Annotated in this window: 12 protein-coding genes, 1 tRNA gene and 1 pseudogene; 3 read left to right on the top strand and 11 right to left on the bottom strand. The window is 41.8% G+C overall.

What is annotated here, in order from left to right; translation table 11 throughout:
* Window positions 1–82: 82 nt before the first annotated feature.
* The 5 genes from V7K73_RS12625 to pdhA form a co-directional block, all read right to left on the bottom strand.
* The gene (locus V7K73_RS12625; RefSeq protein ID WP_334880380.1) at window positions 83–1678 is read right to left on the bottom strand and encodes a tetratricopeptide repeat protein; all 1596 of its coding nucleotides are present in this window, start codon (window positions 1676–1678) and stop codon (window positions 83–85) included.
* Window positions 1618–2460 carry an RNA polymerase sigma factor gene (locus V7K73_RS12620; protein WP_334880378.1) on the bottom strand — a complete coding sequence of 281 codons (843 nt, stop codon included), beginning with the start codon at window positions 2458–2460 and terminating at the stop codon, window positions 1618–1620. Before V7K73_RS12620 ends, V7K73_RS12625 begins: the two co-directional genes overlap by 61 nt.
* A 259-nt stretch (window positions 2461–2719) precedes the next feature.
* A tRNA-Lys gene (locus tag V7K73_RS12615) sits at window positions 2720–2791 on the bottom strand.
* Between the two features lie 61 nt (window positions 2792–2852).
* Window positions 2853–3722 carry an aldose epimerase family protein gene (locus V7K73_RS12610; RefSeq protein WP_334880376.1) on the bottom strand — a complete coding sequence of 290 codons (870 nt, stop codon included), beginning with the start codon at window positions 3720–3722 and terminating at the stop codon, window positions 2853–2855.
* 215 nt (window positions 3723–3937) lie between these two features.
* Complete coding sequence (gene pdhA, locus V7K73_RS12605) at window positions 3938–4972, bottom strand: pyruvate dehydrogenase (acetyl-transferring) E1 component subunit alpha (protein WP_334880374.1); 1035 nt, start codon at window positions 4970–4972, stop codon at window positions 3938–3940.
* A 757-nt stretch (window positions 4973–5729) separates the two neighbouring features.
* Here pdhA and V7K73_RS12600 point away from each other — a divergent pair.
* Complete coding sequence (locus tag V7K73_RS12600; protein ID WP_334880372.1) at window positions 5730–8027, top strand: IMS domain-containing protein; 2298 nt, start codon at window positions 5730–5732, stop codon at window positions 8025–8027.
* Window positions 8028–8252: 225 nt separating this feature from the next.
* Window positions 8253–8858, top strand: a complete 606-nt coding sequence (locus V7K73_RS12595; RefSeq protein WP_334880370.1) for a hypothetical protein — start codon at window positions 8253–8255, stop codon at window positions 8856–8858.
* Window positions 8859–8999: 141 nt separating this feature from the next.
* Here V7K73_RS12595 and dhaL read toward each other — a convergent pair whose 3' ends face one another.
* The 6 genes from dhaL to V7K73_RS12565 all read right to left on the bottom strand — a co-directional run bounded on the left by dhaL (window position 9000) and on the right by V7K73_RS12565 (window position 14300).
* Window positions 9000–9635 carry a dihydroxyacetone kinase subunit DhaL gene (gene dhaL, locus V7K73_RS12590; protein WP_334880368.1) on the bottom strand — a complete coding sequence of 212 codons (636 nt, stop codon included), beginning with the start codon at window positions 9633–9635 and terminating at the stop codon, window positions 9000–9002.
* Window positions 9636–10040: 405 nt separating this feature from the next.
* Entirely contained in the window at window positions 10041–11111 is a 1071-nt protein-coding gene (gene dhaK / locus V7K73_RS12585; protein WP_334880366.1) for a dihydroxyacetone kinase subunit DhaK, read from the bottom strand.
* 435 nt (window positions 11112–11546) lie between these two features.
* Window positions 11547–12422, bottom strand: coding sequence for an MBL fold metallo-hydrolase (locus tag V7K73_RS12580; RefSeq protein ID WP_334880364.1), 876 nt, complete (start codon window positions 12420–12422; stop codon window positions 11547–11549).
* Between the two features lie 268 nt (window positions 12423–12690).
* A complete protein-coding gene (locus V7K73_RS12575; RefSeq protein ID WP_334880362.1) occupies window positions 12691–13506 on the bottom strand; it encodes a hypothetical protein in 816 nt (271 codons plus the stop codon).
* Between the two features lie 333 nt (window positions 13507–13839).
* On the bottom strand, window positions 13840–14058 hold the full coding sequence (locus V7K73_RS12570; RefSeq protein WP_193946409.1) for a type II toxin-antitoxin system HicA family toxin: 219 nt from the start codon (window positions 14056–14058) through the stop codon (window positions 13840–13842).
* The gene (locus V7K73_RS12565; RefSeq protein WP_334880359.1) at window positions 14058–14300 is read right to left on the bottom strand and encodes a type II toxin-antitoxin system HicB family antitoxin; all 243 of its coding nucleotides are present in this window, start codon (window positions 14298–14300) and stop codon (window positions 14058–14060) included. The genes V7K73_RS12570 and V7K73_RS12565 overlap by 1 nt, the downstream gene beginning before the upstream one ends.
* 39 nt (window positions 14301–14339) lie before the next feature.
* On the opposite strand from V7K73_RS12565, the pseudogene V7K73_RS29865 reads away from it, so the two are divergent.
* Window positions 14340–14405: pseudogene (locus tag V7K73_RS29865) on the top strand (GUN4 domain-containing protein); the annotation flags it as partial.
* Window positions 14406–14601: the final 196 nt, after the last annotated feature.

Genomic DNA, 14601 nt, shown 5'->3' with positions numbered 1-14601 from the left:
AAGACGTTTCCAGTGGTCGATTTTGGAATTTTTCGAGTTAGAGGCGTTTTTTCTCTAAATAAATCCACCCGATAAAACCAACTTAAGAACAAGAAGCTTTCCGCACCATCGCTTGCAACCGTTTCAAAGCCTCCTTAACCTCTCCATGGGCAGGATAAAACAACTGCAAATTCAAAGCACTGCGATAAACCTTCATTGCCCCGAAAGTATCGCCCAACCCCTCTAACGCCCTCCCTTGCCAGTAATCAGCCGTAGCCGAGTTAAACAACCTCAGTTCCTGACTTCGCACACAAGCCTCTTCCCACCACGATCGACTAGCCCTATCAGCCCCCAGCACTTGGTAACTTTCCCCCAACCACACCGCAGCAGCTACAGATTGCAGATAACCCCCTGCTGGCAAAAACTGCCATCCTTTTTCTAAAGCCGCGATCGCTTCTTGATGTTTAAGCGCTAAAGCCAACACCCGCCCATGAGCAAACCAAGCATCAGCTAATTGGGGTTGGAGTTGCATTCCCTTGGCAGAAAGACTACACCCTCGTTCAATCTCTTGAAAGCTTTCCACCAGCACTCGCCCCACCGTCGCCCAAACACTCCACCATTCAGGAAAACGCTCAAGCATCTCTTCTAGTAGGGGTTGTAATTCTTCTAGTCGCCCAGCAACGGGCAAAATCTTACACAACGCCCGATAGATTTCACAATCGTTGGGATATAAACGATATGCTTTCAGCATCATTTCAGCCGCCGCCTGATATTCTCCTGTGTGGAACAAGCACTGTCCATAGTAATACCAACCGCTAGGATGATTTGGGTGTTGCTGTGCAAACTCTGCTAACACCCCCACCCCTTGCGCCCAATCCCCCCGGTAAAGGTGATAATACGCCAGTGATTTGTAGGCTTCATCTGCATGAGGAGCCTGTCGCAGTACAGAACCAATCAGTTTTTTAGTCTGCTTCCCCTCTTCGCCGGATACTAATCCCATCCCGCAACGCTGATCTAATTGTCGTTGGAGTACCTGTAAATCATCGGGAGCTAAAGCGATCGCTCTATTTAACTGCTCCCTAGCTGCTTGAAAGTCCCCCATTGCCATCAGTGCATCATAGCTGTGAATCAAGGCGATAACATCATCTGGGTTGAGTGACAAAACCTGTGAAAAGGCTTTTAAAGCCCCAATCAGATTTTCTCTTCCCTTGTGTACTTGTCCTAATGCCAGCCAGTGAACGATTTTGTCAGGTTCTAGGTCAGCCGCAGCATCAAAAGCTATGATTGCTTTTTGGGTGTCATTTTTACAGATAGCAATTAATCCGCCTATGTGGTGCTGAGTTCCTTGATTACAGGATAATGCTAAGGCACTGTTATATAGCTCTATAGCCTCTGCCTCTCGTTTCATCATCTGCAAGATTTTCCCCAGTTGCAGCCGCACATTGATTAATTGAGGCTGTAACTCAATTACTTGGTGATACTCTGCGATCGCTTGCTGCCAGTTTCCCATGCTGTACAATAAATCAGCCAATTCCAACCGTTTCTTCCATCCTTGGGGATACTTCTGTACGTACTGACGGTAAGTTTTTAGCTTTTGGTCTTGTCTAGTTGGCTTTTCGTCTAAAACTAGATGAACATTCATCTCCACCCCAGAAGACTGGGGGAAGTGTACCAAGTATGTTGCAAGTTTTCCAGACATGTAACGGTTACTTTGTAATTAATTTCTTCGATGCTTGTTGTTGTCATCGGCACTTCCCAGTCAGATATCAGTTTTTGATCGGGTTTAGATTCCACCATCGGAATCACCCATTTCAAGGGGGTTGAGAGGGAATCTAGGGAAATGTCATCTTCCCCGACCAGATATTTGCTTAACTGCTTTTGCAGAATAGTTCGCGCCTGTTGAACTCGTTTGTAAACGTTGTCTTCGGAAAGGGCGAGTTCTTTGGCAATGTCTCTGTAAGACTTTTCTTGACAGTAGCGAAGGATAAAAGGTTCACGCAGTCTCGTCGGTAAGGACGCAATTCTGTGGCGGAGGTATACCCTCAGTTCATGACTAAACATCTCTGATTCAGGAGATTCAAGCCTAGAAGTAACTACTGTGTGATCTCTAAATTGAATGTCCTCTACGTTTTCGATCCTTTGCGCCTCTCGCTTGCGTTCTCGATGTAGATCCATGCAGAGGTTGTGGATAAGTCGGCTCAACCAAGCTCTGGGCTTGGTGATTTTAGTAGCATAGTCTGGCCATTGATTCCAGGCTTTGAGCATTGCCCGGCTGAACAAATCTTCGGCATCATGATGATTACCTCCCATCCACTCTAAACAGCGACTGTAAAAATAATTTCGATACTGCTCCCATACCTGCCAAAAGTAAGTGTAATCCCTCTCAGACAAACCCTGTAATCGTATTTCCTTTGCGGATAAGTTCTCAGTTTCCAGACCTACTAAGGAAATAAAAGCTTTTTGCTCAAAATTCGCCTGCATCTGTTACTTCCACTTGAAAAGCTCAAATTCAGTTATTCACTTTCTGCCAGTAGATAAATAACCGTAAAATTACTGAAATATACTGACAAGCTAGTTAATTTTGCTTAACTTGTAATCTTTCTTTATATCTTCAGCAAAAAGCGATCGCTCATCCGATTTTTTATTCCCCAGAGCCATCGCATTCACAATTTTGTTGATAGCAATAAAGTTAGACTCGACTTTTATCGTAGAGACTTAGCAAACATTTTTAGCTTGAATATGGGTCGCCCGGGATTCGAACCCGGAACTAATCGGTTAAAAGCCGAGTACTCTACCGTTGAGTTAGAGACCCTTTCTTTGCATTTCGCAACTTTGCAATCATAGCATAGATATCTGTAGATTTGTAAAGGGGTTTAGAAAAAATTAGCAGTCAACCTTATAGATGCTGTATAGGTAGCTCCTGGTGCTAACACAGTCAGGTTATCACCAGTATTGAGAGAGTTACGGGTGGCACTCCACGGTTCTAGACAGTAGAATTCTTTGCCTTTGACAGTCCAAAATACCAGGTAGGTAGAGAAATCATCATAATCCAAAGTGAGTTTTAAGTTCCGGCTGCGATCTATGGCAGTAGCGGATTGACTGGTTAACTCTCCAAAGGCAAAATCAATTTCATCACGACTAAAGTCAAAATTGCCGTCAAAAGAGTGAATTTCTTTAGTTTGATTATCTTGATACTGCTTAGAAGGAATTTCAACCTCTAACTGAGTTTTATCACTACACAAAAAGTAGGGATGGAAACCAGCCGAAAAAGGCATTGGTATAGATGACAAGTTTTGATACTGCTGGCGGACTTCTAGAGTATTACCTTGAAGTTCGTAGGTGAAAGCCACCTGAAAATCAAAAGGATAAACTGCCTTGGTTTGCTCATTGCTATTAAGAACAACAGTGAGACTAGCTTTATCTTGAGTTTTTTGTTCTGTTGCTTTCCACGGCAATTCACGGGCGAAACCGTGTTGTTTGAGAGTATATTGTTTCCCGTCGTGAGTGTAAGTATTATCTGGTAGATTGCCACAAATAGGAAACAAAATTGGATTCCCACCTCTGACACTCAACTCAGGATGAGTAAAGCGTTCAGTGTCCAGATAGAAAATTTCTTGCCCTTGAATGCGCCAACGGGTGATGATACCACCGCGTTCTGGTACGACTTCTAATTGAGAACCAACGCCTTCGTCAGAAAGAATGTAAGTCTTGTACTGTTGCTGTTGAACTGCAATACTAAACACAAATTTTAGTCCTGGGTATAAGGATAGTTAGGAGTTAGGAGTTGTAAGTTAGGAGTTGTGAGTTAGGAGTTCTGAATTGTTAACTCCAATTGTAAGAGTTGGCCTACAGAGTCTTGCTGGCAGGAGTTGTGAGTTAGGAGTTCTGAATTCCTAACTCCTAACTCCTAACTCCTAACTCCTAACTCCTAACTCCTAACTCCTAACTCCTAACTTTGTTACTCGTCTTCTGCAAACACGAAACGATATAACTCGCTAGGGTCTGGTTCGGGGCTGCTTTCGGCGAATTTAACCGCTTCGTCGATTACATCCTGAATTTTACGATCAATTGCTTTGATTTCTCCCTCATCCGCCAGATTTTGCTCCAGCAAATAAGCTGCCAACTTCTTAATTGGGTCACGAGCGAACCAAAATTCTTTCTCCGCTTTGCTCCGCATTTCATCTGGGTCAGCCAAAGAGTGACCCCGGAAGCGGTAGGTAAGCGCTTCAATTAATGTTGGCCCTTCACCTGCACGAGCACGGGCTACAGCTTCTTGAGCCACGGCTCGCACTGCGAGTACATCCATACCATCTACTTCCACGCCCACCATGTTAAATGCACTGGCTTTTTTATAAATCTCTGGCTGGGAAGTCGCCCGCTCGTGAGACATCCCAATCGCCCACTTATTATTTTCGACTACAAAAAGAATTGGCAGTTTCCATAAGGCTGCCATATTTAGCGTCTCGAAAAACTGACCGTTATTAGCTGCACCGTCGCCAAAAAAGCAAGCTGTCACTTGGTCAGCATTTTTATCTCCTAGCACTTCCCGGCGGTATTTGCTTTGAAAAGCCGCTCCAGCTGCTACAGGAATTCCCTCAGCCACAAAAGCATAGCCACCCAGCAAGCGATGTTCAGCAGAAAACATGTGCATGGAACCACCGCGCCCTTTGCTGCAACCTGTGGCTTTACCAAATAATTCTGCCATTACCTCTTTTGCTGGTACACCGGCACTGAGAGCATGAACGTGGTCACGGTAGGTACTACAAACGTAATCTTCACCCGGTCGCATTGACTGCACAACACCACTGCAAACGGCTTCTTGACCGTTGTACAAATGGACAAAACCAAACATTTTGCCTCTGTAGTACATTTCAGCGCACTTGTCTTCAAACAAGCGCCCTAATACCATGTCCTCATACAACCGTAACCCTTCTTCTTTAGTAATGTGCGTAGTAGCAGCATTAAATGTGGGTAAAGTACGCTCTTGAACCATTATTTTTGAGTATCCCTGTTGTACAACTTAAACTTACGGTCTTAAATAAGTTGGTCTGATAACACCTCAGCTTTTAACAGGCTAGCGTTTGTAAGACTCAACAATCAAACTTTATTTATGCACCAAAAAAGGATCTTAGGGAATAGGTGAATTTTTAATTTTTGATTTTTAACTTTTCAGCCCATGTCCCGTGAGGATTTGACTCTAAGGGCAACATCTGCCGCTTTGGGTTTTTCTTCCCCTTCATAGACTAGCAATCAACACATACTGCTTTCTGCATATCCATTAACAATTTCAAAAAAAGCAGGCAAAAATCTATATACCCAAATAGGTAATTGTAATTAAAGGTAAATTATGATATTATTTTTGTCTCTAGTTATCAGGCTAAGACCTCCAATAGTGGTATTTTTGTTACCTACTATTGGGAAAGTCCCGAAAAAATCAATCATCAATAGATTCTTGCAACCACAACAATTATGCCGTGATTAAAAGCGGTAGTTGTGGTTTGTGCTATCGAAGGCTGATAATAGTTGTGTTAAACAAAAATACTAAGAATTAAGACAAACAATTGAGGCTTTCTAGGCGAAAGCAAAAAATTAGTACTAGAATGTGACTCAAAATTTCGGGAAGGTACAAAACAAGTTGTTGCAATATACACTTGTAGAGTAAATTCTATACGGCATTGTTATGGCACGGTTTTACAGGCCTGGAACGCTCTAGGTGGATTATGTTGATCACGGTGCAGGGGAAGTAGGCTGTGCGAATTCCGCTAGATTACTACCGAATTTTAGGACTACCGTTGGCGGCCAGTGATGAACAATTGCGGCAAGCATACAGCGATCGCATTGTACAATTGCCTCGACGTGAGTATTCTCAGGCTGCAATTTCTTCTCGTAAACAACTCATAGAAGAAGCTTACGTGGTTTTATCAGATCCAAAACAACGCAGTACCTACGATCATCTCTATCTTGCCCACGCCTATGATGCTGATAACCTTGCTGCTGCCGCAGTAGCAAAGGAAAATCGGAAAGAAAGCACTAAAAGGGGCATTAACAGCCAGAGTCTAGGCATCGAAATTAGCCAAGACGAATTAGTTGGCGCTTTATTAATTTTGCAAGAGTTGGGCGAATACGAGCTTGTATTGAAACTAGGTCGTCCTTACCTCGTAAATAAAAATAGTGCTAAAAGTGTAATAAAAAGTAATAATTTAGCAGATGAAGAAATATACGAAAACGCTGAACATCCAGATGTTGTTCTCACTGTTGCCCTTGCTTGTCTAGAATTAGGTCGTGAACAGTGGCAGCAAGGCCACTATGAAAATGCCGCCATATCCCTAGAAACTGGTCAAGAACTGCTAGTACGTGAAGGGTTGTTCGTAAGCGTTCAGGCAGAAATTCAGGCTGATCTTTACAAATTGCGACCATATCGAATTTTGGAGTTGTTGGCACTACCTCAAGAAAAGACTGCCGAACGACGCCAAGGCTTGGAATTATTGCAAAACCTCTTAGAAGATCGTGGTGGCATTGATGGCACGAACAATGATGATTCGGGTTTAAATATAGATGACTTTCTGCGATTTATCCAGCAGTTACGCAACCACTTAACAGTCGCGGAACAGCACAAGTTATTTGAAGCTCAAAGCAAACGTCCTTCTGCTGTTGCGACTTACTTAGCTGTTTATGCGTTGATAGCACGGGGATTTGCTCAACGGCAACCGGCTTTAATTCGTCAAGCAAGGCAAATGCTGATCCGTTTGGGCAAACGCCAAGATGTACATTTAGAACAGTCGCTATGTGCATTACTCTTGGGACAAACTGAAGAAGCAACTCGTGTTTTAGAACTTAGTCAGGAGTATGAAGCTTTAGCTTTTATTCGGGAAAAATCTCAAGATTCTCCAGATTTGTTACCGGGGCTGTGTCTATATGCAGAACAGTGGTTGCAACACGAAGTATTTCCCCATTTTAGAGATTTAGCAAACCAGCAAGCTTTTCTAAAAGATTACTTTGCTAACCAACAGGTGCAAGCTTATTTAGAAGCACTGCCAACAGATGCAGAAACAACTAATGAATGGGCTGTAATTAACCCCCAATATTTTCCCCAACCTAAGACAAATAATCCTGCTTTCGACAACAATTCAACTAGAACTTCAGGGCAATTTAATCACAGCAGAACACCTGACCCAAATTTGCCAAAAACACCAACAAGAGAAACATCCGAATATGCAAACTTCTCACCACCTATGTGGAATTCATCTGAAAGTGTAAAATCAGACATTCCTGCTGCTGAACGGATGAGTAGAGGCACTAAGGAGCATTTGAACGGTTCAGCTAAACGTGCTGCACCCGTTCATAACCAAAAGCGTAGGCAAAGAAAACCTACTCAATCTGCTAGCCGAGGGCGTGTACCAGATAATCGTCCTCCTTCTCGTCGTCCCCGGCGGCGGCGAACTTTTGCTAACACCATCGAAGGGAAAACACGGGTGGTGTGGAGAGTGTTTATTTCTTTGGTGAGTTTATTAGTTATCTGGGTAGTAGCCACAACAACTTTTGGATGGTTAAAAAATCTGTTTTTCCCTACACCACCTGTGTCAGAGTTATTTGTAGAGATAAATCAACCACCAATATCTATTCCCGATCCATATAGTAAACCAGAATCTGCACAAGGCCTTCTAACAAATGCAACGGCAGAGGAAGTCATTCGGACTTGGTTATCGACCAAAGCTGAAGCTTTCGGGCCGAATCATGAAATTAATAGTTTAGAGCAGATTTTAACTGGTTCAGCTTTGTCTCAATCGCGGCAGACTGGTGAACAGTATAAATTAGAAAAGCAATATTACAAGTATGACCATAGTCTGAAGATAGAATCTGTAGAGAAAAATGATTTATATGCAGATCGTGCCGTAGTGAAAGCTACGGTTAAGGAAGCGATGCAGTTATATGAAAATGGTCAGTTTGAAAAGTCTTCTAGCGAGGATTTGCGAGTTCGGTATGATTTGATTCGAGAACGAGGTAAATGGCGCATCCAGACTATATCTGCTGTCAATAAGATAATTTAGATAAGTTTTAATTTTTAAGCGATGTCTAGGACTTACCCCCGCGCTGAAAGGTTTCCTTAGAAGGCTTTAATAATTGAGTAATCTGACAAAGAAACAATATAAGAAGACAAATTTATATAGGTTTTGAAAGCCCATTTAAATAAATTGTCGTCCGATTATAATGATTTCACTGAATTCTATGGGAATACTTATCAATAGAAACCTAAATATTCCTCGAAGATCATTATGTTTGGAAAGATTACAGCAGCGTTTCAGGAGTCTAGACAATTTATCAAAAGAAGTCTAGAAGAATACATTATGTTTAGCTCAGGTGCTAAACAGTTGACTTTGACAAAAAAAATGGTTTTAGTTCTCTGTCAACAAGCCGAATCTAGAGTTGAGCAATTAAAAAGCTTAGAACCACACTCTGAGGAGGGACTTGTTGCAACAATAGAATACAATAAAATTCAAGTGCAATTGCATTTTACTCCTGAGAAAATAACTCTTCATGAAGATTGCCTTGAAGGGGAACTTCGCTTATTAAAATCCCCTAAATTTGAGACTGAATCGATAGTTTACCGTTACCTCATTGTAGGTTGGACAACATTTTGGGGAGGGAAACTTCCCAATGGTGCTTTACCAAAGGAGGTTAGAATTGAAAATAATAAGGTTTACTATACTCTTCCTCGAAATCAATTGCAGCTTTTAGATGACCTTTTCTATAGTCTTGAAAATGGTTCTGCTTTGATGACTAACCTTAAAAAGGGAGATTTAACTATTGAAACTTCAGTAGTTTTGAGTTGGAATAATTTTAAGCTTCAAAATCTGCTTCAACTTCTGAATCTCAAATAGGCGTAATATCATGTCCGCTTGATTACTTGTTAAACCTGAAGAACCCTACCCCGCCAAAGCTACGCTTTGTCTCCCCTCCCCAAGGCATCGGGGAGGGGTGCAATGAATGTGGGAATCATAACTAATTACCCGAATTTAATATTACTTAGAACTTTCCAATACAGCTAATAAACTCTTTAGCATCAAATAAGCAGAAGTCCCTCCTGGATCTGGATGTCCAATGCTCCGTTCTCCCAGGTAGCTAGCGCGTCCCTTTCTCGCTTGCATCGGTATAGTTTCTTGCAACCCCCTTTGGGCTGCTGTTACAGCTTGTTGCAAAGCTTCTAGTGTTCCTTTACTTTCTCCTACAGCTTGCCCAAAAGCGTCTACAGCCGGAGATAGCACATCCAACATTGTTTTGTCTCCTAGTTGCGCTTTGCCACGTTGCAACACGCCCTCTAAGCCTGCTTGGAGTAATCCTAAAACATCTTGTTCTGTTAATTCTTGCTTATCTACTACTGCTGTACTGGCTCGTAAAAACCAAGTGCCATAAAGAGGGCCACTAGCACCGCCAATGGAAGAAATCAAGGTCATACTCACAGTTTTGAGAATGTTGCTGATGTCCTTGTCTGTAAGAGTTGGTAACTGAGCGCTTACCTTTTTGAAGCCACGATCCATATTGATACCGTGGTCAGCATCTCCGATCGCAGCATCTAATTCTGTCAAATATGCTTTATTCTGCTCTATCTCGGTTGCATAAGCCTGCAACCATTGTAATATCTGCGCCTGACTCACCATAATTCGTAATTCGTAATTCGTAATTTTAGGGTTTAAGTTTTCCTCATCTATACAGGGAGTATTCCCAGGGCTATTTCATTCTTATCTAGGCCGCCTCAGAATGAATTCTGAGTCTAATAGCGAAAGTCGTCTAAAGACGACTGATAAAAGGTTATAGTCCTTTAAAACGGACTTTAGCTATAAGAGAGGAACTTCAGTTCTGGGCGGTTTCTGTTTAGAACGAAATAGCCCTGGGAGTATTCCAATGCCAGTAAATTTTTCAAGATGATAGATTTTTATCACGTTCACAATCACAGCCTATGCTTTTAAACATTTGGGATGATCCCTCTATACATGGCTTTGTTTGGTGTATTTATCTAATATACAGTCTGAAACTATCTTTAATTACGAATTACGAATTACGAATTAGTCCCAGCGCCAACTCGGCGTTTTTACTGGTGCATCCCATAGGCGGATCATCTCATCATCTAATTTCAGCAGGGTAATGGAACAACCTTGCATTTCTAGAGATGTGATGTAAGGGCCTATCAAGTTTCGGACAATTTGCAATCCTTGCTGTTCGCAGATTTGCGCGAGTTTGCGGTAAACAATATACAGTTCGGAAATCGGGGTTCCACCCATACTATTGACAAAAGCTAATAAGCGATCGCCTTTGGTAAATGGGAGATTTGTTAGTTCTACATCTACCCATTCTCCTTTATCTTCATCCCACTCATGCAGTGTGCGGCTATATGGTGCATCTTCAAGGAGCGATCGCGTTAAAATTTCGGTAATCTCATCTACTGGTTTTATATCTGTACGTTCTATTCCTGGTTCACCGTGGATACCGATACCTAATTCAATTTGGCGATCGCTCAATTCAAATGTCGGTGTTCCATTGGCGGGGACTGTACAAGATGTTAGAGCAATTCCCATACTCCGCCCATTCAGATTTACTCGCCGACATAAATTTGCTATTTGTGGCAAATCATACCCTAAATCCGCTGCCGCGCCACAAATTTTTTCCGCTAGTATTGTTGTTCCCACACCCCGGCGTCCTTGGGTATAGAGACTGTCCTTGACTGCTACATCGTCATCAATCAAAATATTTAGCGATCGAATGCCTTCACTACGGGCCAACTCCGTTGCCATTTCAAAGTTCATCACATCGCCACTGTAATTCTTGACGATATAAAGGATACCAGAGCCTCCATCTACAAGCTTTGCTGCTTCTAGCATTTGGTCAGGAGTAGGTGAAGTAAAAACCTCACCAGGACAAGCTGCATCCAGCATTCCTTTGCCCACGAAGCCAGCGTGCATTGGTTCATGTCCACTGCCACCACCAGAAATAATTGCTACTTTACCCTGTATAGGTGCATTGGCTCGATAGACAAAAGTGGGATCGTAGTTCAGTTTAATTAAATCGAAATGAGCCGCCGCCATACCTTCTAGACTTTCCCGCACAAAGTCTTCTGGCTTGTTAATCAGCTTTTTCATAATCGGTGTTTGGTTAAAAGGGTGCTAAAACTCAGGTTATAGCGATCGCTGGTTTGTATGCAATAAAGTTTGACCTCACTTCTATTTCTCTCTACTAAAAAGCTATGATACCTCTTGCAAAAGTCCCTAACACTCCACCCCAAACCCCCCCCGATGCTTTGGCTGTTGGGGGTTCAAATTGTTTGATTTATGCAAGAGGTCTACGGTGTACCCACAAGTCCGCAGCCATATCTTTATTAATAAATGTCGCACTGCGTTCTATCCCGCCTCGGAATCAATTCCGAGTCTTATAGCTGAAGTCCACTCAAGTGGACTGAATTAATCATTTAATTTAGTCCACTTGAGTGGAATGCAAGCTATTAGCCCTGAACTTCAGTTATGGGCGGGATTGCCTGTCTGTGTGACAGTTTCACTTTGACAGTCAGTTATTTAACGTCAATTCAAAGATTCCATCCACTCAATACACTTGTGCATCTGCTGGCGCATGGTTTCCTTATCAGCATGAAACCTTCGCCCATGACCTGGTAGCACCCACTCAAAAGAATAATTAGCCAAGTTACGCATTGATTTAGTCTGTTCTGGCCAAGAATACCAGCAGACACCGTGAAATGCATTCAGTTGGTGCAAGCTTTCTGACCAAGCGAGATGGTCGCCAGTAAACAGAAACTTATTTTTATAAAGTAGGGCAGTTTGTCCTTTGGTGTGACCAGGAACTGGGATAATTAATAAATCTGGAGTCAAAGTAAATGCTTCAGAACCAGTTAGCTGTATTTCTACATTGCGAGTATCGGTAGTAATATCATCAGCATGGAGGATGCGATCGCACTGAAAATGCTCGGCAAACTTTTCATGATCTGCCACATCATCCTTATGAGTTAGGTACATATAACGAATTGGCCCCAGTTCTTCTAAACGCTTGACTAAAGGCGGCGTAAACCGGGGAGAATCCACCAAAATATTACCTTCTGGAAGCTGAATTAAATAGCTAGCAGCACCGTAAGATTTTTCAGAATGATAGCCGCAGTGGTAAACATTTTCCGCTACTAATATTGGAAACTTTTCTTGAGCAACTTTGATATCTTTTGGTTTCTCAACTGTGCCAATAGAACTAGTAGGACAAGCTAAAAGTGCTTCAAGCGCGGCTAATCTTTCTGCATCATTCGATGGTTGATGATAAACAGCCGATTGGTCATCAACATCATAAAATACTTCAGGAGCCATCCAGCGACAGGTATCACAATCAATACAGGTACTATCTACATAAAAATCGCCGTTGACATTTTGGGGACGACGCTGATTTAAATGAGCCATATTAATCCTTTTGCTTTCAGTCGCTTACTGGGGAGCGATAAACTGTATATCACTACGCTAGCAAAAGTAAGTTGAGACTGTAGCCGCCACTAGAAGTAAATCTGCTCAAAAATATAAAGAATTATGAAACCCAGTAAGCAGAAATTGGGATAACTTAATGCCTAAAATATTCTTAATAAGTAGGCATTAATGCGATTATTTTGGGCTTTCTTGAGATTAATGTCTTGTTATTGATAAGATGCGCTTGCCCTGTCAAGAAGGATGAGGTTTAATAAATTCTTTGGGGTGTAAAAATTAATGATTCTTCCACTAGTTCACCATCAATTACTTGCATATCTTGCAATAAATTTCCTCCACCCCCAGCATCACTTAGTAGAGTAGCTTTAAATTTCGGAGCTATTTTGTCACTCTTGCTGCGAGTCAGCATTGTGATATCACCAATGCTGTCATAAATTTCTAAAGGTAAATGTAAACACCAAGCTTGAAATAAGATTTTGCTTATTCCCTTAGATTTATTACTATCTTCTTTGGTTCCTCTCTTTTGCGCTGGATATAGTGGTGTCTTTTTGGCACCTTCACCTTTAGTAGCGGTCAATCTAGCAGGAAAACCTATGCTAAATTTTTTAGTGTTATAAGCTTTAGATGTGAATTTATCACCAGGAGCCATCTTGCTAGCAGCTATTTCTCCACTTATTATTGTTGTGCCATGTGTAAAACTAATTTGAATATTAACCACACTGGTAAGGCGTGAACTTACAACATAGTCTTTAGCTAGACCTTGCACAGGTGGAGCACCATCGGGTGCAGAAGCTACTTTTTCATGTGCTTGTTTAATTATTCGCCCCGATACGATTTTGCTAGAGAATCCAAGCCAATTGATAAGCGGAAGCGGGGCATAAGCAAAACCTAAATCCAGAATTTTATCTAAATCAACATTAGCTATTTTAAGTCCCTCAAAATCTTTAAGCCTTGCCTTTTGATTATGACCATTAGCGTCATCCTTCTCAATTAAAGTATTAAACCATGCATATTCTAGCGCCGGAGTTCTTCTTCCTTTCGTGGTATTCGTTGACGTGTCTGACATATTTATTCCTAATGTATTAGTAGGTAAATTCCTTCATTAATACAATTCAACTCTGATTTTCCGCCTATAGCATCCTTATTTCCACTACACTTATTGCTAGTGCTAGCGTTGCCAAAAATGAAAAACGTAAAACTGAAGGTACAGGCGATAATCGCTAGCGACGTTTAACACCTAAGAGAGAAGCTAAACGAGTCTGGAATGGCTGACGGACTAACGACCCATACTGGCATAATTCCCTTTCTACCCGGTAGCGTCTTGTAGCGCTGTTTTTTCATTAGGTTCTATTGCGATCGCACGAGAGATTATTGTCTCATGAGCGATCGCGCATATAATTTATAACGCCTCCCATTCATCTCTGCTTATATTAGCTTGACGTAATATTCTATTTAGTAAGCTTGGGCTGATGTCTCCCTGATGTGGATTGGGAATTGTCAGCTTTAATTCACCTTTTACCATGTATTGGTGCTTACCACCTGGGTAAGGGCCATCAAAACCTGCATCTTTCAGATAACGAATTAGATCCCGCCGATTAATCGATCCAAAGGGTGGCATTAGGCGACCTCTTTGGTGAAATTCAGGTCAACACCATCGAGTATCGGTAGAGTATGACCTAAACGCAATCCTAAAATAATCCATCCTTCAAGAGTATCTTGCAAATCTTCCCGGCAAGCTTCTAGTGTTGCAGCGTTTGCCCACACTCCTTGACATTCTGGAATTTCGCTATAGAAAGTTCCATCCTCAAGCAACTCGTAGGTTGCTTTGTGCATTGCTGTACGAATGTAATTTGTCAACATTGCTAAGATATCAGCAAGATTAATGAACTTTAGCTAAAGTATAGCAACGGGCGTTTTGGTTTTAGTGTGCAAAGACAAATTTGGTTAAAATTAGACCGTGATTGAATTAAACTAGCCGATCGCATCGTGAAGGCATCTAAACAATCGCTGGAAAGAATATTCTGAACTACTATTTAGTATAAATTCCCCAGAAGGAGCATTTACCACTTTCTGCGGTGGAGACGGAAGAAGTTAATTTTTAGTTATTCTGGCGCTTGGGGAATTTTTTCTCTCTTGTCAGGTCTTGTAGATTGTAAAATTT

It is taken from the genome of Nostoc sp., assembly GCF_036916975.1.
Lineage (GTDB): Bacteria > Cyanobacteriota > Cyanobacteriia > Cyanobacteriales > Nostocaceae > Nostoc.
This window is presented reverse-complemented; position numbering and strand designations above follow the sequence as displayed.